The sequence below is a fragment of the Salipiger sp. ABN3_019 genome (assembly GCF_056158605.1).
The window spans coordinates 1-22,513 of record NZ_JBSWTP010000005.1 but is presented as its reverse complement, the minus strand read 5'-3'; the positions used below and the strand labels follow the sequence as shown (position 1 = coordinate 22,513).

Genomic DNA, 22,513 nt, shown 5'->3' with positions numbered 1-22,513 from the left:
GGTCGCCGCGCAACGGTAAGCCACCCGACCGGGGCAGTTTGATTGACTCCGTTTTGGGAGGCGGTAAACGGTAACGGAGCTATTGGTGCCGGGCACGGCGGCAGATTTCGAAGGCAGCAGAGTAAGAGTAAGGGCGCATGCAGAAGAAGATATTCCTGCTCGGGGTAGGCGGGCAGAAATGCGGCACCAGCTGGCTGCACGACGTGATTTCGGGCTCACCGTATGCGGATATGGGATTTGCCAAGGAATACCATATCCATGATGCGCTCACCCTGCCGGAATGCAGCCGCTTCAGGGACCGCACGTTGCGCCAGGTGCGTGCGCTCAAGCGGAAGGGCGAGACGCCGGTTCCAGGCAGTAAGCTGGCTCATCGCTTCGATTTCCTGACCCGTCCCGAGACCTATTACCCTTATTTCGCAAGCCTCGTGCGGCGAGACGGGATCGCCCTGACTGGGGATTTCACCCCCTCCTACAGCGGCCTGAGCGTCGAGACCCTGGCTCGCATGCGCGATGGGATCACGGCGCAGGGTTTGCATCCGAAGGTGGTTTTCCTGATGCGCGATCCGGTCGAGCGCTCCTGGAGCGCCTTGCGCATGAGCCGCCGGCAGACGGCTTTGAAAAACCCCGACCATGTCTTTGAGACGGATGAATTCGAGCAGCTGCGGCAAACGTATGACCAAGCCAATTACGTGATACGGGGCGACTATGGTCAGACCTTGGACCGGCTGTACGAGGTTTTCGAGGCCGAGGACATTTTCTTGGAATTCTACGAGACCTTGTTCCGGCAGGATGTGATCGACAGGCTGTGCGATTTCGCGGGCATTCCCCGGATCGATGCCGATCTCGAAAAGCAGGTCAATGTCTCGCCTAAGACGTCGCATATCCCTGACGATATCGCAGGCGAGATCGCGCTGTATTATCGCGACGTATACCATGCGCTCGCTGATCGTTACGGGATCGCGCGGATCCTGGACCTCTGGTGGAGCGCGCGCTTCGTGCTCGAGGCGTAACGCCGGGGTGGGCAGGCAATACGGGAAGCGCTGCCAGGTCCGCTGAAGTACCCGCTGCTGCAAAGCGTGTGGCTCTCAGGCGGGATCGGGCCGCATCGTCCTGCTTTACCCCGCTTGCGGCGGGGGCGGCGCGGGAGCATCGCAGGGGTATCGGGCCTGGCCGGGCCCGAAGGCAGGAAAAGGGCCCCAAAGGCGGGGCCCTGAATATACGCTGATCGGGACGCGACAGGCCTGCCGGCCAGCGGCGGGCTGGGGCTCAGCCGAGCAGCTTGTCGATCGACTTGTAGGAACCCGGCGTACAGTACTCGGTGATCTTTTCACGTTCGCTGTCCTCGAGGCTGCGTCCGAGCAGTCGCTGCGCCAGATGTTCCGCCAAGGGAACCGGATCGGCGGCCGCCTTGTCGTAGTTCACATAGATGCAGGGGCGCCCGCTTTGGGCGATCAGGCTGGAAATCTTCACGTAATGCGAGGCGTAGGGCCGGATCAGATCAAGCGGATCGCCGCTTCCGGTGTGCTTCAGCTTGCTTGCCGCGGCATCCAGAACATTGCGGAAACTCGCGATGAAGAAGGGATTCCGCACGCTGCCTGCGATGGAGTCGTAGTAGATGTGCGTGGAGGGATGCTTCCAGCCCCAGATCGCGTGGGAAGCATTGTTCTGGGAAATCAACGCTTCGATGTCTGCGGGGTCGTTGGTCTTGTTGAACCGCTGGTCCTCGTTGTTCTTGGGATTGCACTCCCCCATATAAATTCCAAGCAGGCGCAGGATGCCGGAGATCATGGAGGTTCCCGAGCGAGGCGGGCCGAGGACGATGACGGTGGGCGGCTGCGCGGAATTGAAGGAAGAGACGGTCGTCTCGAGGAAGGTGGTCATGAAGAAAGCCTCTGTCGGAAGTTGGTGAGCCACATCAACGAATATGTCCCAAGTCTTGTGTCATGCGGCAGTAGTCGTAGCAGACTTTGTCTGCCTTGGGGGGTGTTGTCACTTCTCTTGATCCCAAGTTCCGATCATTTGGGCGCTTTCGGACACGGGCTGCGATAAGACGCTGCATGCCTGTCGCGTGTGCCGTGTTGCGGTACTTTCTGTGTTATTTCGCTCCGGCAAGGGGGACCGCTTCGGCCCGTTGCGCCGGTGCAGGGACTGCCGGGGCCGTTACGATCACATCCGGACGGTAGGGCTGGATTCCCTCTGCACGCATCTTCTCAACCTCGGTGACCGCGGACTCGATGTCCGAAAAATCGATATGGCGCATCTGCCATGGCGCATAATCCCACCAGGCGCAATTCAGCAGACGCTGGATGATCGCATTGGGAAACCGCTTGCGGATCTCGCGGGCGGGAACACCGGCGACGATGGCATAGGGCGCGACATCCTTGGTCACCACGGCGCCGGCACCGACGACAGCGCCGTCGCCGATCGTCACGCCAGCAATCACGATGGCGCCATGGCCGATCCACACGTCATTTCCGATCTTGGTGCTCCGGCGGGTGGCATCCGTTGCTGCCTTCGCGATGGCGGGAGATGGAGCATCCGCATCGTAGAGGTCTTTGTAAGGGTAGTCGGCACCCGTCGAGATCTTGAAGTTTCCCTGGAAATGCGCCGGGCTGGTGGAGAGGAAGCTGAACGGGTGATCGGTCTGGCCGATGTTCAGGCTGCGGGCGAAAGAGCAATAACGACCGATCTCGGTGACGTAGATCGCGCCATCCGTCGTGTAGGAGAAAGCGCCAATAGAGCATTTTCCGCGGAAGGTCGTGCGGGATGTCCGAGCCGGGGGCTCGACGGTCATGGCTGCGCCGAAAGACTGGAGAGTCTGCGGGTTGCAATCCCAGCCGTGGCTGACGGCCTTTGCATGGTCCAGTTCGGAAACCTTTATCGAGATGTCCCTGCGTTTCGGCAGCGGACGGGGAATGTTCCGGTGGCGCACGGCTGGCCTGCGTGCCGCAAACTCGCGCAGCCGCTCGGTTTCCTCTTGCCAGATGTCGAGCCGGCCGCCGAAACGTGCCTGCAGATTCTTGATTGTCGGTTCGTAGGCTTGGAGGAGGAAGTCCACGTCTTCCGGTCGGATCGGCTGAAGGCCGGAAATGCCGGTTTCGATGACGTCCTCGGCGATGGTTGTCGGACGCCCCTTGTTCGAAGGCTCGAAGGACACATCGGTGAAGCCCTCGGTTTCGATATCGAGGAAGCTGCACAGCCTCTGGATGCCCGTGTCCGGGCTCCGTGCGATGTCGCTTTCGAAAATCAGGGTCTCTATCTGATCCATCCCGAAGACCTGCTCCCACGCATCGAGATGGCGATCGTAAAAACCGATATCGAGAATCCCGAGTTGCTTTGCTACCTCGTCGAGGTGGACATCGGGTCGGATGCGATTCCGGCTGCCATGGTGCCCATAGGCAGAGATCGCGCGGCGGACCGGGTGGCGCAGCGACAGGATGATCGACACATCCGGCCCGAGAACGCGCTGGACGCTTTCGGGAATATGAGGATTGTGCATGGGTGGGGGCTGCCGCGGCAGGGCATGGGCTTCGGAAGACCAGAAATAGCCGGGGGTCTTTTCGCCGATCCACTTGTGTTGCGGACCCGCCTTCTCAAAACGCCTCAGGTATTCCGCGACGTTCTCGGGAGTTTCGCAGTCCAGTCGATTGAAGAACAGAAGTTCAACGCGCTTCGGAAGAAAGACCTTACGGTGTTTGCGCAGCACATCGTAAATCCAAGTTGATCCCGCTTTCTGCGCTCCGATGATGAGAAAGTTCGGCTTTCGTCCGGGCACGTTTCTTTCCTTCTTACGCATCGAGAGCGAAAGCTTCGGACGCAGTTCCCTCGGATGTCTCGCGAAGGTCCGAGCGCGTATGGCCCTGTCCCGGATGTGTAGACCTACGCGGTCGTGCAGTCTGTTAACTTATCCGGTCTCCCACGACGCACAGGAGTTGTCAACCAAACTGGGCCGATATCAGGTGGGCTTAGGACGGTGGCAAATTGCCCTAAATCGTGCATCTGAGCAGCGCTCGGCCAGAAAAGGAATGCCGGCATTCAGAAGCTTGCGGCGCGCGCCTCGGGTGCGCACAACTGTATGGCGTGCCCGAGGCGCGCGCCTGCCGTGCTAAACGGCCCGATGCCAAGCCTAGAGGAAATGCCATGCACCGAAGAGATGTCGTGCGAAATATCGGAGTTCTTGCGGCCTGCTCCACGCTCTCTCCTACCAGCGGCTTGGGTGATCCGCAAAAACTTCTGCCGGTCCGATATGCCAGCCGGACGGAGCTGCTGGCGAACATTTCACAGCTGCGGGACCAGCTTGCCGATGGCGCGGAAGTTGGGGTTCCCGGCCTGTCCTGGTTCAAGATTCCCCAAACCCACGCTCTGCATGACGCGTCGCCGATTCCGGATATGCCGGGCTTCCTGCCGTCCGGTGACTGGTCCGCGCGGCATTTCGGTGCGCGGGTCAACGGGGTCGACGACGATACGGTCGCGATACAGGCTGCAATCGATGCGGCACATGAAGCGGGCGGGGGCGTGATAACATTAGATAGCGGTATCGCCCGAGTCTCAGGGACCCGCACCGACGAGGCATATCTGACCGGGGACATGCGCAGCACGCACCGGACTAAAGGCCGCGTGTGCTTGGTGTTGCGTGACAGGGTCAGCATCTCGTTCCGCAATGGCGGCGGACTTCTGTCCGACGATCCTGGCCTGACGGTTATCCTGGTGCTCGACGCAGAAACGGGCTCGGGCGTTACCGGTCAGCCGGCGCAGTGGGGTAAGGTCTCCGGTGGCTGGAAGGAGAAAGGTACCGGGCATGGGATTGCCCTGGCGATATCGAGCCCTGACAAGCGCCTTGGGACTGTCGAATTCGGCTGGCTCGAGGTCTCCCATGTGGGGTCCTATTGCATTGCCACGCAATTCGGACTGGTCGAAAATCTGCGTTTACACGACCTCTATCTCCACGATTGCGGCGCGGATGGTTTGGATAACAAGAACCGCGGCCTTGTCGGAAGCCGGCAGCCTCAGGCGTTCATATCCAACTTCCTCGTTGAACGGCATGGGCAGAGAAGCGGAATAACCGGGAGCGCCGGGGTGGATTGTCGCGGCGGTGTGGTCATGACGAATGTCGTCGTCAGGGATTTCGCCAAGCCCGGACAGGGTAATGTCGGCATCAGGATCTCATCTTCGGTGGTGTCCGAAGAGGACGATGAATATCGGCCCCCCTCCAGTTTTTCGAACATCTCCAACATCACTATCGATTCCGGAGATCCCTCGATAGAAGGCAGCATGGGACTGGTCCTTCTGTCGAGCCGGGGGACAAACGCCAGCAATGTTTCGGTCAGGAACTGTCGGCGCGCCTTTTCTTTTGGGGACGCCGCGAGCGGGGCCGGCGACACGTCCGAAGGGGCGTCCCTGACCGGGTTTTCCGCCGAAGGGTGCTGGGACGAAGGCGTCTTCCTGAAAAGCTCCAGGGTCACGCTGACGAACGGCACCATTTTGGGGGCCAAGGATTCCTTCTCAGCGAAACGTGAGAACCTTGCCGCTGCGAACGGACGTCTCGAGCTGCAGCGGCCTCACAGGGCCGATGGGCTGAAGGTCTACCGCAATGGGTCTATTCTGCGCAGTCCGGAGCATTACCTTGCGGAGGGTGAGGGCGATGCGGAAGCGGTAAAAAGCGTGACGTTTCATGAGCCGCTGACACAGGACGACCGGGTCGAGGTCGTCACCGAGACACTCGGTGCGTACCATGTCCTCGGAGAGGAGTGCCATCTGAGCGGGTGCAACGCCTATGATGCCCGCAAGCCGATCTCGGGAAGCGCCCCTCCGCTTGTCTCCGGCGGTAGCTTATCGGGGCCGATGCCTTGGAGGGCCGTCCTGTCCTTTGCCGAAAAGGAGGCAGAAGATCGGGATATAGCCTCACGGGGCCTGTTCTTCTTAGAGGGCTCTCATGTCAGGGTGGTGTGCGACATCCCGCTTCCTCCCAGAGCGGATATGGCTGGATTGTACCTTCATGGCCTGCCCTATCCAGGCATGTCCGACAGGGTGTCTGACATGACAGCTATCCGCACTCTGGGAGGGGCGCAGATCGTCTGGCCCGGTGGGTTCATCCCGCTTTCAGCTACTCTGGCCCCGGGGGAAGATCGCGTTTCCTTCGCCCCGGAGACGACATCCCCGTCCCGGCCCCCGGATATCTTGGGGGGCCGGGACGGGGATGTCTTGCTGTCGGTTGATCTTGTCTATCCCATCCGGGGGGCTGTACGGAGATGATTGCCGACGTAACTGCTGCCAGAGTGTCGCGGATGGCCTTCTGTTGGCTCTGTAGGTGTCCGGCGCTCCTTGCGATTGTCTGACGATGCGGTCATGCGGCGGATGAGTTCGTCATAGGCGTGCAGGCTATCGCCCATGAGCCCGTGCTTCTCCACCCACGCCCGCAGTTCGGCACCATCCGCCCGGTTCGCGGCCCCGGCGGTTATGCGCGCACTCAGCGCTTCCACCCATGCCCCGGTCTCGTTCGCCACCGTCTCAATATGCGGCGCATTTTGCGCGAGAGGCCGGTAGACATCTGTTTCGGAGGCCAGAGTCGGCAGCCCGAGCCCCGCGTATTCAAGACCCTTCAGGGAGGATTTACTCGCGTTGAACGACGTGTCTCGCAGCGGCGCGACGGCGAAATGGAACCGGGCGGACTGTTCGCGCAGCCATGGCACGAAGTTGCGGTAGCTCTTCATGCCGTTCGGAATTTCGAGGGTCTCCACATAGCTGGGAAGGGGCGTGTCGAAGCTATTTGAAATCCCGATCAGCGTCAGACGGAACTCGGGATGCCTAGCGTGGATCTCCTCAAGGGCGGGCATCAGGAGCTTGAGGTCGTCGCCATGGGTGGGGCTGCCCATGTAGAGCGCACGCACGGTGTCGCCGAGAGACGGGGGCGGGGGTGTTGATCCCCAGAGCCGGTCGCTCAGGAGATTGGGAAGCAGCGCGACGTTGTGGTTGATGTCGCGCATCTTTTCGAGCAACGGCTGCGTCGAGACGGTGATCATAGCAGCATCTCTAATTAAGCGATGCAGGAACGGCGCATAGTCGGCATAGGTTTGCTCTGGGTCCTTGTCCTGGGGGACATCTAGCAGGTCGTCGTCCAGATCCAGCGCGAAAGGGATGTTGCTCTCTGCGAAGGCCGCGCGAAGCGGATCGATCATCGGACGGGGAATGGCGGTCCGTTGCAGGATGGCGCCGTCAAGATCTCCACGTCGGACAAGCGCGAGAAGCGATGCGGGGCTCAGGCGGATATAGCAGACGTCGCGGTCCACGGAATTATGCGTCCGGGCCCAAATACGGATCTGTGTCGAAGCGTTGGCGTCGCGTAGGTCCGCGTTCTGCGGGCATACAACACCAATCCTGGCCATGTCGCGGGTCCGGGGCGTCATGATCTTGCGATAGACATTCAGGTATTTGGCGCCCATCAGGCGCGTGGTGTTACCCCGTCCATAGCCGCGCTGCCACGCGTTAACGGCGGCAACTCGCTCCTGCATTTCCTCGTCGTCGAGTGCAAGCTCCAGGATACGCTCGTAAAGTACCGGGATATCGGAGTGATCTAGAACCCAGCCGGCACCGCTTTTACGGACTCGCGTGGCGACGGTGGGATAATCGAAGACCAGGGCGGGCAGTCCGATCGACCAAAGTTCTGTCAGTGTGTGACAGTAGGTTTCATCCCAGATCGAAAAGATGCCCCCCAGGTGAGGTTTGATCTGTGCGGCTTTTTCTTTGAACTCTTCCCGCGTGTAGGAGCCATGCAGGATGATCTGCGGATGGGGTTCGTAATTCTGGGCGTATATTTTGCCGAGAATGTGGAATTCTAGGCGCTTGGATTCTGTCTTGCTGGACTAGGTCCTGGATAACCCGCAGCCCCTTGGCTTCGTCGATGTTGCCGGGCATCAGGATGCGGATCTTCTGATCACCCTCAGGGGTGCTACGGACCGTGCCGAAATCCGGGAAGTCACGGCCGTGCGGAATGACCGAAAACCGCTCTGCGGATACTCCGGGAAGATGCGACAAGATCCGCGTCCGGGCACTTTCGGAGGTGGTAATGAAGCCATCGCACTGGCTCAGCGCCTCAGAAAAACGTTGTCGCCATGTATGGACCCACCCGTCCCGCAGCCGCGGCAGGCTGTTTGTTGGCCAGAGTTCCGCCTTGCAGTCGCCTTCGCCGGCGGTGCAGGTGCCGCCGCAAAATTTCTGCTCGGCGTCGATCAGTTTGACGGTTGGGCAGAGAGCATAGAAATCATGGAAGGAGAATATTGTCCGGATATCGAGTTCGCGCGCGATCTGTGGCAACGACAGCCCATGCCAACCTAGGTGACGCATGTGGAGAATGTCCGGATCGAGCGCGATCAGCCAGTTCGTCACGACGGCATCATACTCTGTGGACCCGTGCGAGATTGGATCGACCGGCTCCGTCAGCCTGTGCTGCCGTAGCGTGACCATCCTGCCCTCGACCAGTCGACTGAGTTCTAAGATATGCGAGTTGCAGCGTAGCAGCCAGCCATCGACCGCATCGTCCAAGGCGTTCATCAGATCGCGGTTAGTCTGAGGCGTGCCGCCGGTCTTGGTGGAAACTACAAAGAGCACCCGCGTTTGACTCATTTCCGGCATGGTACAATCGCGCAGCGCCAATGTGGCGCGATTGCGTGCCATCAGGATATCCGGGTCTTCCTTGTAGACGGCAGTCAGTTTTTTGTATTCAGGATAGCGCGCATCGACGACTTCGCGTCCCTGCCGCATCAGGTCGGTCTTGGTGTCGCCGAAGCTCTTGGACCGGTCGTGGAACACATAGGTGCGGTCGTCGATCAGGTTGTGCCAGCCGGCACGTCCCGCGCGCATGCAGAAATCGTTTTCCTCGCCGTAGCCGCGCGGGAATGCCTCGGCATCGAGCAGGCCGAGGTCGTCCATGCAGGCGCGGGTGATATACATGCAAAAGCCGTTCCCGGTCGGAACCGAGGGATACAACCCCAGGCTGCGCCGGCGGAAAGCGCGGGCATAGGTGATCTCATCGACGCCGACGGGCAACTCGTTGTCGTTGCCGATCGTCGGTGCCGAAAAGGCTCCGGCACGATCCGACATTGCAGTGACAGTGGCGACCCGGGGTCGCGAAACGACGGCTGCGCGCAGGCCCGCGACCCAGCGCGGCGTCACCCGTGCATCCGAATTGAGGATGATGACATCGGCGCGCCCAGTTTCGCTCAGGCCCCGGTTGACCGTCCGAGTGAAGCCCATGTTCTCGTCGTTATGCAGGACGCGCATGTTCGCATGGGCGGCGGTCCGCGACAAGATTTCCGCAATCGCAGGATCCGGAGAGGCGTCGTTCACGAACAGGATGTCGACCCATTCCGGCGTGTAAGCGGCCAGGCGCTCGATGCAGATCTCGAGATCCTCCGCGGCATTGTAGACGGGAATAACCACTGCGAGCGGGAAGGGCGCGCTCGACAGCCACGCATTCACTGTCTGCGGGCAGTCCTTGCCGGTGACGGTGATGATCTCTTTGCTGTTCTTTTGCGGGCGGCCGCATTGAACGGTTTCGGTCATTGAGGTGCCGTCCGGAAGTTGGACGGTGACGGTGTGTTCGCCGGGCTCGAGCTGTTCGAGGTTGAAGGAGGTTCCGAAGCCGCCTGTCCCCTTGGAGACACCGGCGCGCAGAAGGTCGTTCCGGTGAATGTTGTTGCGCAGGGTGCAATAGGGCACGCCGTCGATCAGAACCTGTACGTCAAAGATACGATCGGTCTTGCCGTGATCGACCGCCCAGCCCTGGAGGTGGCGCTGCGAGAGCTTCTCGAACGCGAGCTTGTAAGCAGGCTTTGGTGCAGAGGTATGCGCCGGAGCGGGCTTCTCCTGCTGCGCGGCGGGGACGGCGGCTGGCTGCTCCGGCGCGGAGGCAAAGGTCTGGATCTGGCTGAACAGCGGGGTGTCGCCGCCCGCCGGATGGACAGAGATCTCGATGCTCCCGTGCAGGGGGCCAGTCAGATCGTTCAGGGCAATATGGAACCCATAGAAACCGTTACCGAACCCGGCCTCGCGGACGTCGGGGCGCTCGAGGTCGGCGGGAAGGCCTGACGCGATGAGGGTGCCGTTCAGGTAGATATCAATGGACTGGGGGCTATCGTCGGTTCTGCGCTTGAGCCATCCCGCCAGAACGGTCTCATTGAAGAGATCAATGTTGCCGTAAAAACTGCCAGCCTTTCGACGAACGAGTTTTTCTTGTAGTCGGCCGACGGCCGTCCCGATTTTCATTGTTGAAACCTTTGAAGCATAGAGCACTTGCGATGTGACCTTGATAGTATATCGGGTGATCCGGGGGGCAGGGTTAACTCCGCAGCAGCCCCATCAGGTAGCGCCCGTAGTCGTTCTTGCGGAATTTCTCAGCGCGCGCCGCCAGTTGCTCGCGGTCGATCCAGCCTTGGTCGAAGGCGATCTCCTCGGGGCAGCCCGCCTGCTGGCCTTGGCGCTTCTCCAGCGTGCGCACGAAGTTTCCGGCGTCCAGCAGCGAGCCATGCGTGCCGGTGTCGAGCCAAGCATAGCCGCGGCCCATACGCTTCACGTCGAGCGCGCCCTCGTGCAGATACATCTCCAGCAGCGTTGTGATTTCCAGTTCGCCGCGCGGAGAGGGCTGCACCTGCTTGGCGCGCTCGGGCGCGGTGCCGTCGAGGAAGTAGAGCCCGGTGACCGCATAGTTCGAGGGTGGCACCTCGGGTTTCTCGATGATCGAGGTGGCGCGGCCGTCGTCGTCGAAATCCACCACGCCGTAGCGTTCGGGGTCGGCGACCCGGTAGCCAAAGACCGTGCCGCCGGTCTCACGCGCATCGGCCTCGGCCATCATCTCGGGCAGCCCGTGGCCGTAGAAGATGTTGTCGCCCAGCACCAGCGCCGAGGGCGCGCCATCAAGGAAGTCTTCGGCGAGGATGAAGGCCTGCGCCAGCCCGTCGGGGCTCGGTTGCACCACATAGGTGAGCGAGATGCCCCATTGGCTGCCATCGCCCAGCGTGCGCTTGAACTGCTCTTGGTCCTGCGGCGTGGTGATCAGGCAGATCTCGCGGATCCCGGCCAGCATCAGCGCCGAGAGCGGATAATAGATCATCGGCTTGTCGTAGACCGGCAGCAGCTGTTTCGAAACGCCGATGGTGATCGGATAGAGCCGCGTGCCGGAGCCGCCGGCGAGGATGATGCCTTTACGCTTGGTCATCGTTAAAATGTACCTCAGTCGGGAGAAAGTCTGGGAAGGAAAGCAGCCGCGCATCGAGATGCGCGGCATAGAGGGTCATATCGCGGGTGTAGAGGTCTGCCACCCGGCGCGCCAGCACCGGGTCGTAGAGCTGGCCATGCGCCGGCAGCTTGCCGCCGCGTTTCATTTGGGCCAGCTCGGCGATAGGGGTGTCGGAAAAAGCGCCCTCGGGGATCATCTCGACCCGGTCGGTGCCATGGCCGGTGAGGCTGCGGGCGTCTTGCACGGTAAAGCCGATCGCCTGTCGCAGGATCGGGGCAGCCTCGTGGAACCGCTCTAGCGCGAAGACATGGCTGTAGTGTTCGTAGACCAGAAAGTCTTGCTGCGGGCGCCAGTGGATGTTGGCCTTTAGCAGATCCTCTTCGCCGAGCAGGGTGACGAAATCGCGGAAGGTCAGCGCGTCAGGGTCGAACCCGTCGCGGGTCAGCCGGTAGAGCTGCCAAAGCTCGGGGGTCTTGTCGACGATCTTGTCGAGAAACACGCTGGCCAGACGGGCATGCGGGCAGCGCAGCACGGTAAAGCTGAACGGCGCGCGCACCAGCTCGGGCAGGCTGGCGGCGAAAGTGCCGTTGTTGAGGTGGATCCAGGTCCAGTCCCCGGGGCTTGCGATACAGTTGTTGGCCAGCGCCATCGAATAGCGCAGCGTCGAGCAGGCGTTCTTCGGGATGAAGCTGTAGACCGCGCCGGAGCGGTAATGCACCAATGCGTAATGGGCTGCGAAGCCATGCGCTTTGTTCTGCGACAAGGTCACATCCTCGGAGCGGGCGTAGCGCAGCAGGCCGGTCATTGTCCGGTTCTTCCCGCATCGGTGCAGGGCTCCGTAACATCAGGCGGGCGGACCACAAGCCTCGCCTGGGGCGTGGCTCCCGAAAGGTCTGCCCCGGAGCCGCATGACAGAGACGGTTTGCGAACACGCCGCCGAGCTTTCGTTGCGCCCGGGCCGGTCTTTCCGAGAGTTTGCAGCGTCACGTCCTACTCCGTTCTCGGGGCGATCCCGTAAGGTTCGTACCGGAACCGATCAAAATCTGCACTGTAGATGCGGGCTATGCGGACTCGATCCGGGCGGGTCATTTTCAAAGGCTCAGCTGCGCTGTTTCGCTCGGTGAGGATCTCAGTGCCGCTGTTGCTTTGCCCGATATCACGCGGCCCCCGCGTGTCGCCGGAAAGACTGTCCAGCCAGTCGACCAGATGATTCAGTCCGTCTTCGAGGCGGAAGACTCGACAGTTGGTGGGAACAATATCATGCATCGGGCGGAAATGGCCATCAAAGGCGAAGGGCTCTGTTCGCAGGAGCTTCGGCAGGCCCATAATCCAGCTCGTCAGACTGGTCTCGGGGGGGATGCGTCCTAATCCGTCGCGCTGAACGCGAAAGGCGCTCATCAGGCGGTCATACGGATGTCTTACAACGGCAAAGCTGGCGTCGAAGAAATCCTCCGGGAACAGCCTGGCCTGAGCGTCAGCCGGGATGTGCTGAGGGGAACTGTTGATCCAGCGGAAGCGCTTGGGGATCTGCCGGTATTTCCGGTCCAGAAAAGCTAATGGTCCAAACCGTTCCTCTAGATAGTCTTCGATCGAGGAGCCGGCGCACTTCGGCACATGGGCAAAAAAGCACAATTTTGATCCGATGCGGATGATCGGCACGTCAGTGTCCTTTCCCCAGCCGCTGCCCGACGCCCTTGCGCGCCTGCAGCGGGCGCCACCAGGCCTCGTTGTTCAGATACCACTCCACGGTCTTCTCAAGCCCTTCCTCGACGGTCACCGAGGGGCGCCAGCCGAGCTCGTCCCGGATGCGGCTCGGGTCGATCGCGTAGCGTGCATCATGGCCCGGACGGTCGGTGACGAAGGTGATCTGATCGGCGTAGGAGCCGCTGTCCTTCGGGCGTTTGCTATCGAGGATGGCGCAGAGCGTCTTCACCAGATCGAGGTTGCTGCGCTCGTTCTCGCCGCCGATGTTGTAGCTGCGCCCGAGTTCGCCCTTCTCCACCACCAGCAAAAGCGCGTCGGCGTGGTCCTCGACGTAGAGCCAGTCGCGGATGTTCTCGCCCGTGCCGTAGATCGGCAGCGGCTTGCCCGCGAGCGCGTTGAGGATCACCACCGGGATCAGCTTTTCGGGGAAGTGATAGGGCCCGTAGTTGTTGCTGCAGTTGGTCAGAACGACAGGCAGCCCGTAGGTCTCGTGCCAGGCGCGCACCAGATGGTCCGAGCTGGCCTTGGAGGCCGAATAGGGCGAGCGCGGATCATAGGGCGTGTCTTCGGTGAACTGGACCTCCGGATCGGCGGGCAGCGAGCCGAAGACCTCATCGGTGGAGATATGGTGGAAGCGAAAGCTCTCGGGCTTGCCCTGCTGGGTCCAATAGGCCCGCGCGGCTTCGAGCATATTGTAGGTGCCGGTGATATTGGTCTCGATGAAATCGCCCGGCCCGTCGATCGAGCGGTCCACATGGCTTTCGGCGGCGAGATGCATCACCGCGTCGGGCTTATGCGCCGCAAACACCCGGTCGAGCGCCGCGCGGTCGCGGATGTCGGCCTGCTCGAAGGTGTAAGCTGGGCTGTCTGCGGCTTCGGCGACATTGTCGAGACAGGCGGCATAGGTCAGCGCGTCGAGGTTCACCACCTCATGGCCGCGCGCCACCGCCAGCCGCACCACGGCCGATCCGATGAAGCCGGCGCCGCCGGTGATCAGGAGTTTCATCTGGGTCTTATCCTTCAAAGGTGAACGGGCTGTCGAAATCCTTCAGGAAGGGCGCGGCGGCGTCCTTCTCCGACAGCACAGCGTCCGAAAGGTCCACGCCCCAATCAATGCCGATCTCGGGATCGTCGAAGCGCACCGCACCGTCGCACTCGGGCGCGTAGTAATCGGTGCATTTGTAAATGATCTCGGTGTCCGGCTCGAGCGTGGCAAAGCCGTGCAGAAAGCCGGTCGGGATCATCAGCTGACGGCCGTTCTCGAAGCTCAGCTCCTCGCCGACCCACTGCCCGTAGGTGGGCGAGCCTTTGCGGATGTCGACGGCCACATCGAAGAGCCGCCCCTTGCCGCAGCGCACCAGCTTGGCCTGCGCATGCGGCGGCGCCTGAAAGTGCAGCCCGCGCACGGTGCCCACTTTGGCCGACAGCGAATGGTTGTCCTGAACGAAATCATAGTCGAGCCCGTGCTGCGCCATCCGCTCCTTGTTCCAGCTTTCGGAAAAGAACCCGCGGTTGTCACCGAAGCGCCGCGGGCTCAGGACCAGAACACCGGGCAGGGCGGTTTCTTCAATTTCCAGCATTTCTATTAACTTTTTGTTTTTTCGCGTTCTCGCAGACTGTCTACAGAGGAAAGGTGACAGGAAAAAGAGAAGAACCCTTTGGGCCACCCATTCCGTGGGCAAAGCGCCGCTTCCGTGAGCAGAACTCCTCCTAGAAAGCGCCTGAGTTCCCCTTGCAAATAGAGGGTCTCACGACCCATAACCTGCGGGAAAGAACTTGTGGGGACGACCCTTATGAAAATTGCGATTATCGGCACCGGCTACGTGGGGCTTGTGTCTGGCGTCTGTTTTTCCGACTTCGGCCACGAGGTGGTTTGTGTGGACAAGGACCCGCGCAAGATCGAGATGCTGGAGCGCGGTGAGGTGCCGATCTACGAGCCGGGGCTCGACACGCTGATGGCCAAGAACGTCGAGGCGGGGCGGCTGTCGTTCACCCTCGACCTCAAATCGGCCATCGACGGTGCCGAGGCGGTGTTCATCGCCGTCGGCACGCCGACCCGTCGCGGCGATGGTCACGCCGACCTCAGCTACGTCATGGCCGCCGCCGAAGAGATCGCCAAGACCGCCGATCATTACATCGTCGTGGTCACCAAATCGACCGTCCCCGTGGGGACAAACCGCAAGGTGCAGGAGGTGGTCGCCGCCGCGAATCCGGACCTCGAGTTCGACGTCGCCTCCAACCCCGAGTTCCTGCGTGAAGGCGCGGCGATCGACGATTTCATGAAGCCCGACCGGGTGGTCGTCGGCGTCGAGACCGACCGCGCGGCGAAGGTCATGGAAGACATCTACCGCCCGCTCTATCTGCGCGACTTCCCGATCGTCACCACCGATCTGGAGTCCGCCGAGATGATCAAATACGCCGCCAACGCCTTCCTCGCGACGAAGATCACCTTCATCAACGAGATCGCCGCGCTCTGCGAGAAGGTCGGCGCGGACGTGAAAAGCGTGTCCAAGGGCATGGGGCTCGATGGGCGCATCGGCAACAAGTTCCTGCACGCCGGGCCGGGCTACGGTGGCTCGTGCTTCCCGAAAGACACCAAGGCGCTGGCCCGCATCGGGCAGGAGCATGCCTCGCCGATCTCCATCGTCGAGACGGTGATCAAGGTCAACGAGGACACCAAGCGGCGGATGACCGACAAGCTGCTCGACCTCTGCGACGGCTCGTTCAACGGCAAGAAGGTCGCGGTGCTGGGCGTCACCTTCAAGCCCAACACCGACGACATGCGCGACGCGCCGGCGCTGACCATCGTGCCGTCTCTGGTCGGCGGCGGGGCCTCGGTCTCGGTGGTCGACCCGCAGGGCAAGCGCGAGGGCGAGGCGCTGCTGCCGGGTGTGACCTGGGAAGAAGACCCCTACGCAGCAGTATCGGGCGCCGATCTTCTGGTCATCTTGACCGAGTGGAACGAGTTCCGTGCGCTGGATCTGAAGCGCCTGGCCGGGGGCATGACTACCGCACGGCTCGCCGACCTGCGCAACATCTACGCCCCCGAGGACGCGAAGGCGGCGGGGTTTGTCGCCTATGAGGCCATCGGCCGGGCCGGTTTCCAGGGCTGAGGAGGCCGCGCCTCAGGCGAAATAGCGCTTCGGACAATAGGCAAGACAGGAAGGCCCCGGGATGACCTGGGGCCTTTGTGATTTCGGCCTCTGTTTCAGATGACCGCACGGCGCCTTAGGCCAGGATCATGTCGTCAATGATCCCGGCCTGAAGGGGCTGGCCGAAGGTGGTGCTCACACCCTGATCCTCGAAACTCGCGTCGCTGCCGGAAACGACGCCGCGTAGATATCAGAAGCGCCTGAACCTGGTCTGCATGTCGTCAATGAGATCTTGCGCCTTCTGGGCTCTGTGCCGGTTCGCATGCACCTCGTAGCGCTTGGCGATCTGGAGGCTCGTCTGATCAACTTGCGCGCCGCCTGGTCGCGCCGCCGGCTCGTCGGGGAGGTTCACGAAGCCGCCCTCGTGGATCAGTATCCACGTGTGACAGGTGTCGAAGGTCGACTACATGTCGATTTCCCATGCGAAAGACCCGGGAACGGAGGTTGTTTGTTGCCGAATTTCGTGGGTACGCTGCCGCGAGCGCGCGGCTGAGAGTGGAAGTCGCCAGGACTGCCTCGTTACTCTGGTGCGGCTTCTCTTCTGCAGGGAGCGTCTCAACTTCTTCGCCGCGTGCTCACCCTGGCAGCTTTGACTGTGCCTTTCTGCCAGGGCGAGGAGGGGTCGCAAAACCAAGTTTGGGTTCCGAGCTGGGCCTGAGGTGCGGCTGTGAACTCACGCCGAAGCGCAAATTCTGATTTCCTATTCTATGTCGGATATCCAAGCACTTGGCATCGAAGATCTCGGCGAGGCTTCGATACCGTAGATTTCCTCGATGTGTCCTTGGATTTCTCGGGTCGTCATTCCGCGCGCATACATGGAGATGATCTTAGTATCGAACTTCGGGAAGCGGCGCTGATACTTGGCGATCAGCAGCGGATCACCCTACGATACACCGGCTGGAGGAGAGCACCTTCACCGGCCTCCGCCCTTACCGCGCTCATCAGAAAGCGCGGCGAGCCTCCGAAAACCCGCTAGTGATCGCCCAGAATAGCTCTCGCTGCCGCATGTGCGAAGTCGATGGAATGACCGAGGTTTTCGATCTCCATTGCGCTCAGTCTGAGGACTTCTAGATCTTCAGCCCGCAATGTGTAGCCCGCATCGGCATTCGCCAGCTCGCGTAAAGCCGCCATCAGTTCCACACGTGGCATGATCTTAAGGTCTCCATTTGGCCAACCGCCGGTCGTCCCTCCTACCGCCGCTGACGTGGACGCGCTGAGGGTGAGTGAAATGGGACCAGGCTAGCTACGCTCCTGGCCCCCTGTGGGGAACACAAAATCTCAACTCATACCGGCGATAAATGATCGCGTCCCGGCCCGTCTCATATTGCCTTCCTTGAAGGGAAAAGTTCAAAAGCTGACAATCCTGAGTAAAAAGTTGGAGCTTTTGATGGGTCAGAACTCGGTGACCGAGTGGCATTGGGAGGTGGCCAATCTCGGATGGCTCGGAGAACGAAGCGCAACGTTCCGGCGGGAGGTGAGCAGCCATGTTGTCCTGAGGCGCTATTCTTCTGGCGACTATCCGCATCACGTCGGCGATGAAGCCGGGGGGATTTACGGGGTCATTGAAGGGAGCTTTGGCACCTATGCGGCCAGTGACGCTGCAGGCATCGTGTTGGGGCATATCTTCCGGGAAGGCGCGTGGTTCGGACAGGGCCCCATCACATCCGGAAAGCCAAGATACCTCAGCTTCAAGGCAATGGAGCCGTCGGTCATCCTCTACCTGCCGCCCGCCGCGCTCAACCAGATAGCCCACAGCTTTCCGGGTGCCGAGCGGGAGCTGATGTCCCTCTCCGAGTACAACCAGTTGATCATGACTCGTGTCGTCTCGGACTTGCTGATCCGGAAGACGGAGTGCCGGATCGCGGCCGTCCTGCTGAGGTTGTTCGAGATCAAGCCCGGCGGCCTCAGGGGAGGGGATAGATGCCGCCTGACACAGGCCGAACTCAGCGAAATGGCGAACACCTCGAGGCACACGGCGAACACGGTGCTGAAATCTTTAGAGCAGAAGGGCTGGATCGAGGTGAGCTACGGCAGCATCACCTTGATAAGGCCGGAAGAGTTGCGCCGGTACGCCTATGCCTGACGTCCCATAGGTCTAGGCTCCGGGACGACGGGAAGGAGGCCGCCGTGGCGCTCCAGGCCCGAGCACGCTTGTCCCGCGCGCCATGCCCTGCAGGGCGGACAGGAAGGCGCCATGGCAAAAGAGATCGAGGTTCTGGAGGTCGGGGACGTGCGCTTCGGCGGGCAGGGCGGAGAGCCCCTGGATGAGGGATTCCATGATCGGCTTCGATCGTCGGTCCTCGTTGCGCAGCACGACGGTGTAGCGGCTGACACGCTCCACCAGGGAGGTCACGTTGATCTTGCCGTGCTCCTTGCGGAACATCACCAAGTCGCACCCCCAGTGCCCAAACTCAACGCGCTCGGCGACGCAATCCCGCCTGTTTGAAAGGCTTTGCGCGTCCGAGATGTGGCTGCGCTGGTACCGGCGGTATCCACGAGGTCTGCGGCGTCGGCGATGCTCGGGTAGGTGCCGGTAGAACTGCTCGGCGCGACCTTCCTTCGAATAGGCGTAGCGATAGATCGTCTCGTGGCTCACACGGACACCATGCTGCTCGAGACGCATCCGGCCGGCGATCTGCTCCGGCGACCAGCCAGCCTTGAGCCCATGCTCGATGGCAGCTTTGAGCTGCGGGTGCTGAATCATCTTGCGGTGAAGGGCGCGGCGCTTCTCGCTCATGGTCTGGGCATTCAGCGCGTAGTATCCCGCGAGCTCGGGCAGGTCGCCGCCGTCGAAGTGATTGCGCTTCAGATCGCGGTAGATGGTCGAGGGGGCGCGGCTCAGGCGATCCGCGATCTCGGGGATCGACATCTTGGCCTCACGCCACTTGGCAATCTTGATCCGCTCCTCGAAACTCAGCTGAAGGTAACAACGACCCATTCCACATCCTCCATGCAAACTTCTGTTTTGATACAGAATTTGCACTTCGTTTGTGAATCCACCGCGCTTACAATCAATAATCCGATAATCAATATTATGATTTATTACTGTCCATGGTGGTGCGCGTTACCCTGTCAATGGCGGAGCAAAAACCAGCCACGGGGCGGCGTAAAAGCAGGCCACGTGTGGAACTGATGGCTGCTTTACGCGAGCTGGCGAGTGCCGGTGCGGGCTACACATTGCGTGCTGAAGATCTAGAAGTCCTCAGACTGAGCGCACTGGAGCTCGAAAACCTTGGTCATTCCATCGACTTCGCACATGCGGCAGCGAGAGCTATTCTGGGCGATCACTAGCGGGTTCTCGGAGGCTCTCCGCGCTTCTTCATAAGCGCGGTAAGGCCGTGTCGAGGTTCTGAATCATCGTCAGGGATCCTCCCGTCTGCTTAGAGTTCGTGCCCGTCCTCAATATCCAGGCCACGCTCAGCGGCATGCTCAGCCGCGAGCTCGGCCTGCCGCTCTCCCGCCATGGCCTGGTAAGCCTCCACGGTCTCTCGCTCGCGGGCCCCCTGCCCCACCACGAGGTCGGCTTCGTTCTTCAGCTCGGCCGCGACCGCCGCCCGAACCGCGGGATCGCGGATCTCGTCCTGCAGCGGGGTGCTGTCGCCCTCGAGGATCTGTGCGAGCTCCGCGTCTGAGAGCGTATCCGCCATCCGATCAACGAGGCTCTCGATGGCCGGCACGTCGGCAAGCTGGTGGTGCTTGTCCACAGTCAGCAACTGGTCGAGCGCCAACTGCTCGACAAGGTCCCGCGGCACCGCTACGCCGTCGATGATCCGATGCCCCTCTTCCAAGACCGCGGCCAGCCGCGCGGAGGCCTCCTCGCCCAAGCTTTTCGCCCGGCCGCGCCACAGCGCTGCCTGCGCCAAAGAGTGGTCCCCCTGCGCCGCGTATTCCGCCAACTCCTCCGGCGTCGTGCCAAGCTGCGCCATAAGATCCGCATCCTGCGCAAACGCGGCGACCAGCGCATCGCGCATGTCATCCAGCGTGCTGTCGATCTGCGCAACGCGGGGATCCTCCGCCGCGAGCCCGTCCCGTACGTGCTGCAGCGACGCAGGCGTCAGATGCGCAAAGACATCGTCGCGCGCCTCAGCCACCATCGCATGGCCCTTGAAGAAGGGATCGGCCTGGGTCGCTGCCATAAGTTCGGTGCTGGTGCGGGAGAACTCCGCCTCCATCCGCACCCGCTCTGGCCCGGCCTCCATGGCCTGAATGCTCTCCCAGGTCTCCCGCGCCTCGGCCAGCAACTGCTCGCGGGCCTGCGTCATGGTTGCGACGGGATCAAAGCCCTGGTCCTGCGTGGCGGCGTGGGTTTGCGGTGGCATCAGGGTGTCTGCCTCGGGCATGAGAGAGCCTCCTTCGTCTAGGGTTTGCGCTGACGTGAAGAACGCCTGCGACAGCTTTTCCATGAACGCGTTTCCGGGACCGGACAGCGAGGCGAGCAAACCAAGACTGGAATATTGCCGCGCAAAGTCCTGCACCACCGCACGGCGGTGCGCCCTCTCCGCGTCCGACATCGGCGGCGGCGGAACCAGGTCCCCCCGGCCGGTCTTGTCATGCGCCGCGCGATACTCGGTCTCGCGCGGCGGGTTCTCGATGATCCCGCGCGACAGGCGATTGGAGGCCACCATGTCGATGCCATGCGCCCGCGAGAGCTCGGCATGGCACTCGCGCATCACGTCGTAGTTCAGCTCCGACTTCATGCTGATCGACAGGAAGTTGCCCCAGTCGCAGCCGACCTTGTCGACGACAAAATGCGCATGGATGTGATCTGGGTCGCGGTGCACCGCGGCGACGTAGCGCCACTGATCGCCGTAGTCACCGCTGGCAAAGATCGCCTGACCCCACTCCCGCGCCACCGCCTCGGCCGCCTCGATGCCCGTCCCCTTGGGAAAGCTCAGGATGATGTGGTCGGTGTGCCCGCGCCGGGGCGCGCCGCGCCAGGACGAAGACCAGTCCTCGACCGCCCGCGTCAGCGTGTTGGGTCGCAGGTCGCGGTCCACTCCGGCGAAGTTCGTCCAGGTGGCATGTGCCGCGTCCTCCCGGGTGATGTAGTTGAGCTGGCGGGTCAGCTCTTCCTTGGAATGACACCCCCCAGCCCGGATCCGCTTCACCACCGATTGCGGCGAGCGCTGCGCATTGCCGGCAAAGGCGCGGAAGGACCGGGCCTGCACGCTGCCATGCCCCGCGCCCGGAACGCGCGTCCCGCTTCCCCCGCTCCGGCTGCGGCGCGCAAGGTCCTCGAGCGGATAGCCAAGAACCGCCTCCTCGAGCGACAGCGACCCCGCCCTCATTGATCCACCTCCGGGAAGGCCACATCCGCCAGGGTCCGGCGGCGCGCGACGTTGATGAAATTGGTCAGCGCCTCGGTGAGCTCCCCCACCCGCGCGTCAAGCTGCGCCACAGTCTTGCCGTCCCGGACGTTCCACTTGAGCCGCCCGGAGTTCGCAAGCTGGGTCATCTGGTTGAGATTGCGCCCCACCGCCACGAGCTCGCGCCGGCTCTGCGCCAGCGCCTCGATCTCCTCGACCCGCAAATCAAGTGCCCCGACGGCCAGCCGCATGAGGCGCCGAATGCCGTCCGACGGCGTCAGCCCCTCGGCCTCCATCAGCGCCTTGAAGGCCGCGTATTCCTCGACACTGACCCGGGTGCCGATCACCGCGCCTTCGGTCGTCGTGTGCGAGGAAACCGCCTGGTTTCGGACCCGCGCCACCGTCTGCCGCGACCGTCCGCTGCGCCGGGCGATCTCGGCATCAGGCAGTCCCTCGCCCAGGAGGCGATTGATCTCGGCAATATCCTTGTGGGTGAGACGGGGCCCGCGGGGCATATCGCAACCTCAAGCAGCAATCAAAATTCAAACACGCTCTATAGGTGTACAACACAATACCGTTCCAGCCAACCGACCATGAAGGCCGGTTTTCGCCCCTTCGGGGGATTTCCGCTTGCGGAAACCGGTCAGCCTTCATGGTCTCCGTATCGCGCCCGGTGACCCCTCGTGGTTACTCAGGCAGGGCGCGGTGATCCGCAGGCCAGGAGGAGGCAATCTCGCTCCTGCGAGAGCTGCCGCCGGGGCCGTCCGCGGATCACACCCGTCCCGATGTGTCTGGCGTGGGGCGCCTGCGCCCCACGCCAGACGGAGAGGGCCAATGTGCGATTTTTGGCCCCCAGCCCCATGTGCGCTCCGCGCTCAATGACCAGGCCAAAAAATCTCGGCGGGTGCTGGGTCGCTGGAACGCAGGAGAGCAGGAGAGCAGGAATGAATGACTGCACGATTTCTGGACTGCTGGATCGGCGGAATGCTGCAGATATTGAAATATTGAGTTTTTAACTCATTGAGATGATGAGAGCTTGAGTGCCGGAGCCGTGGGGATGTTGATCGCTGGAGGCTTGGGCTGCCGGAGTTCTGGCGTGCTGAATGTGTGGACCGCAGGAT

At 61.9% G+C, this 22,513-nt stretch carries 16 protein-coding genes and 3 pseudogenes; 4 read left to right on the top strand and 15 right to left on the bottom strand.

The window, feature by feature from the left end; genetic code table 11:
• Window positions 1-137 precede the first annotated feature (137 nt).
• A complete protein-coding gene (locus tag ACXAD2_RS06230; RefSeq protein WP_475168254.1) occupies window positions 138-1,010 on the top strand; it encodes a sulfotransferase domain-containing protein in 873 nt (290 codons plus the stop codon).
• A gap of 256 nt (window positions 1,011-1,266) precedes the next feature.
• Here the strand turns inward: ACXAD2_RS06230 and ACXAD2_RS06225 are convergent, their stop codons facing one another.
• The gene (locus ACXAD2_RS06225; RefSeq protein WP_475168250.1) at window positions 1,267-1,881 is read right to left on the bottom strand and encodes a hypothetical protein; all 615 of its coding nucleotides are present in this window, start codon (window positions 1,879-1,881) and stop codon (window positions 1,267-1,269) included.
• Window positions 1,882-2,095: 214 nt separating this feature from the next.
• Complete coding sequence (locus ACXAD2_RS06220; protein ID WP_475168248.1) at window positions 2,096-3,775, bottom strand: sulfotransferase; 1,680 nt, start codon at window positions 3,773-3,775, stop codon at window positions 2,096-2,098.
• A gap of 383 nt (window positions 3,776-4,158) precedes the next feature.
• On the opposite strand from ACXAD2_RS06220, the gene ACXAD2_RS06215 reads away from it, so the two are divergent.
• Entirely contained in the window at window positions 4,159-6,252 is a 2,094-nt protein-coding gene (locus tag ACXAD2_RS06215; RefSeq protein WP_475168246.1) for a hypothetical protein, read from the top strand.
• Here the strand turns inward: ACXAD2_RS06215 and ACXAD2_RS06210 are convergent.
• The 7 genes from ACXAD2_RS06210 to rfbC all read right to left on the bottom strand — a co-directional run bounded on the left by ACXAD2_RS06210 (window position 6,222) and on the right by rfbC (window position 14,514).
• Window positions 6,222-7,508: a glycosyltransferase family protein gene (locus tag ACXAD2_RS06210; RefSeq protein ID WP_475168244.1), complete on the bottom strand. Its 1,287-nt coding sequence runs from the start codon at window positions 7,506-7,508 to the stop codon at window positions 6,222-6,224. The genes ACXAD2_RS06215 and ACXAD2_RS06210 overlap by 31 nt on opposite strands.
• Window positions 7,509-7,683: 175 nt before the next feature.
• Window positions 7,684-10,260: a glycosyltransferase gene (locus ACXAD2_RS06205; protein WP_475168240.1), complete on the bottom strand. Its 2,577-nt coding sequence runs from the start codon at window positions 10,258-10,260 to the stop codon at window positions 7,684-7,686.
• 73 nt (window positions 10,261-10,333) lie between these two features.
• Entirely contained in the window at window positions 10,334-11,209 is an 876-nt protein-coding gene (gene rfbA, locus ACXAD2_RS06200; protein ID WP_475168237.1) for a glucose-1-phosphate thymidylyltransferase RfbA, read from the bottom strand.
• Window positions 11,196-12,035, bottom strand: a complete 840-nt coding sequence (locus ACXAD2_RS06195; protein WP_475168232.1) for a sulfotransferase family 2 domain-containing protein — start codon at window positions 12,033-12,035, stop codon at window positions 11,196-11,198. The genes rfbA and ACXAD2_RS06195 overlap by 14 nt, the downstream gene beginning before the upstream one ends.
• A gap of 185 nt (window positions 12,036-12,220) precedes the next feature.
• Window positions 12,221-12,889 carry a sulfotransferase family 2 domain-containing protein gene (locus ACXAD2_RS06190; protein WP_475168229.1) on the bottom strand — a complete coding sequence of 223 codons (669 nt, stop codon included), beginning with the start codon at window positions 12,887-12,889 and terminating at the stop codon, window positions 12,221-12,223.
• A 1-nt stretch (window position 12,890) separates the two neighbouring features.
• Window positions 12,891-13,940, bottom strand: a complete 1,050-nt coding sequence (gene rfbB / locus ACXAD2_RS06185) for a dTDP-glucose 4,6-dehydratase (protein ID WP_475168227.1) — start codon at window positions 13,938-13,940, stop codon at window positions 12,891-12,893.
• Window positions 13,941-13,947: 7 nt separating this feature from the next.
• Window positions 13,948-14,514: a dTDP-4-dehydrorhamnose 3,5-epimerase gene (gene rfbC, locus ACXAD2_RS06180; RefSeq protein WP_475168224.1), complete on the bottom strand. Its 567-nt coding sequence runs from the start codon at window positions 14,512-14,514 to the stop codon at window positions 13,948-13,950.
• 213 nt (window positions 14,515-14,727) lie between these two features.
• Here rfbC and ACXAD2_RS06175 point away from each other — a divergent pair, with 213 nt between their 5' ends.
• Window positions 14,728-16,047: a UDP-glucose dehydrogenase family protein gene (locus ACXAD2_RS06175; protein ID WP_475168221.1), complete on the top strand. Its 1,320-nt coding sequence runs from the start codon at window positions 14,728-14,730 to the stop codon at window positions 16,045-16,047.
• A 603-nt stretch (window positions 16,048-16,650) separates the two neighbouring features.
• On the opposite strand, the pseudogene ACXAD2_RS06170 reads toward ACXAD2_RS06175, so the two are convergent.
• From ACXAD2_RS06170 to ACXAD2_RS06160, 3 genes and pseudogenes are all read right to left on the bottom strand, one after another.
• Window positions 16,651-16,761 (bottom strand): annotated as a pseudogene (locus ACXAD2_RS06170) (IS30 family transposase); the annotation flags it as partial.
• Between the two features lie 67 nt (window positions 16,762-16,828).
• Window positions 16,829-16,966: pseudogene (locus tag ACXAD2_RS06165) on the bottom strand (transposase); the annotation flags it as partial.
• Window positions 16,967-17,058: 92 nt separating this feature from the next.
• Window positions 17,059-17,235: a hypothetical protein gene (locus tag ACXAD2_RS06160; protein WP_475168219.1), complete on the bottom strand. Its 177-nt coding sequence runs from the start codon at window positions 17,233-17,235 to the stop codon at window positions 17,059-17,061.
• A gap of 238 nt (window positions 17,236-17,473) precedes the next feature.
• Between ACXAD2_RS06160 and ACXAD2_RS06155 the strand changes: the two genes are divergently transcribed.
• Window positions 17,474-18,169: a Crp/Fnr family transcriptional regulator gene (locus ACXAD2_RS06155; RefSeq protein ID WP_475168216.1), complete on the top strand. Its 696-nt coding sequence runs from the start codon at window positions 17,474-17,476 to the stop codon at window positions 18,167-18,169.
• Between the two features lie 63 nt (window positions 18,170-18,232).
• Here ACXAD2_RS06155 and ACXAD2_RS06150 read toward each other — a convergent pair.
• The 3 genes and pseudogenes from ACXAD2_RS06150 to ACXAD2_RS06140 all read right to left on the bottom strand — a co-directional run.
• Window positions 18,233-19,024: pseudogene (locus tag ACXAD2_RS06150) on the bottom strand (IS30 family transposase); the annotation flags it as partial.
• 442 nt (window positions 19,025-19,466) lie between these two features.
• Window positions 19,467-21,374, bottom strand: a complete 1,908-nt coding sequence (locus ACXAD2_RS06145) for a relaxase/mobilization nuclease domain-containing protein (protein WP_475168213.1) — start codon at window positions 21,372-21,374, stop codon at window positions 19,467-19,469.
• Window positions 21,371-21,907: a hypothetical protein gene (locus ACXAD2_RS06140; RefSeq protein ID WP_475168211.1), complete on the bottom strand. Its 537-nt coding sequence runs from the start codon at window positions 21,905-21,907 to the stop codon at window positions 21,371-21,373. Before ACXAD2_RS06140 ends, ACXAD2_RS06145 begins: the two co-directional genes overlap by 4 nt.
• Window positions 21,908-22,513: the final 606 nt, after the last annotated feature.

Excerpts from the sequence above, each read along its gene's own strand:
- ACXAD2_RS06230 (WP_475168254.1), top strand. The coding sequence starts at position 138 with ATGCAGAAGAAGATATTCCTGCTCGGGGTAGGCGGGCAGAAATGCGGC.
- ACXAD2_RS06225 (WP_475168250.1), bottom strand. The coding sequence starts at position 1,881 with ATGACCACCTTCCTCGAGACGACCGTCTCTTCCTTCAATTCCGCGCAG.
- ACXAD2_RS06210 (WP_475168244.1), bottom strand. The coding sequence starts at position 7,508 with ATGCAGGAGCGAGTTGCCGCCGTTAACGCGTGGCAGCGCGGCTATGGA.
- ACXAD2_RS06205 (WP_475168240.1), bottom strand. The coding sequence starts at position 10,260 with ATGAAAATCGGGACGGCCGTCGGCCGACTACAAGAAAAACTCGTTCGT.
- rfbA (WP_475168237.1), bottom strand. The coding sequence starts at position 11,209 with ATGACCAAGCGTAAAGGCATCATCCTCGCCGGCGGCTCCGGCACGCGG.
- ACXAD2_RS06195 (WP_475168232.1), bottom strand. The coding sequence starts at position 12,035 with ATGACCGGCCTGCTGCGCTACGCCCGCTCCGAGGATGTGACCTTGTCG.
- rfbB (WP_475168227.1), bottom strand. The coding sequence starts at position 13,940 with ATGAAACTCCTGATCACCGGCGGCGCCGGCTTCATCGGATCGGCCGTG.
- rfbC (WP_475168224.1), bottom strand. The coding sequence starts at position 14,514 with ATGCTGGAAATTGAAGAAACCGCCCTGCCCGGTGTTCTGGTCCTGAGC.
- ACXAD2_RS06175 (WP_475168221.1), top strand. The coding sequence starts at position 14,728 with ATGAAAATTGCGATTATCGGCACCGGCTACGTGGGGCTTGTGTCTGGC.
- ACXAD2_RS06160 (WP_475168219.1), bottom strand. The coding sequence starts at position 17,235 with ATGCCACGTGTGGAACTGATGGCGGCTTTACGCGAGCTGGCGAATGCC.
- ACXAD2_RS06155 (WP_475168216.1), top strand. The coding sequence starts at position 17,474 with ATGGGTCAGAACTCGGTGACCGAGTGGCATTGGGAGGTGGCCAATCTC.
- ACXAD2_RS06145 (WP_475168213.1), bottom strand. The coding sequence starts at position 21,374 with ATGAGGGCGGGGTCGCTGTCGCTCGAGGAGGCGGTTCTTGGCTATCCG.
- ACXAD2_RS06140 (WP_475168211.1), bottom strand. The coding sequence starts at position 21,907 with ATGCCCCGCGGGCCCCGTCTCACCCACAAGGATATTGCCGAGATCAAT.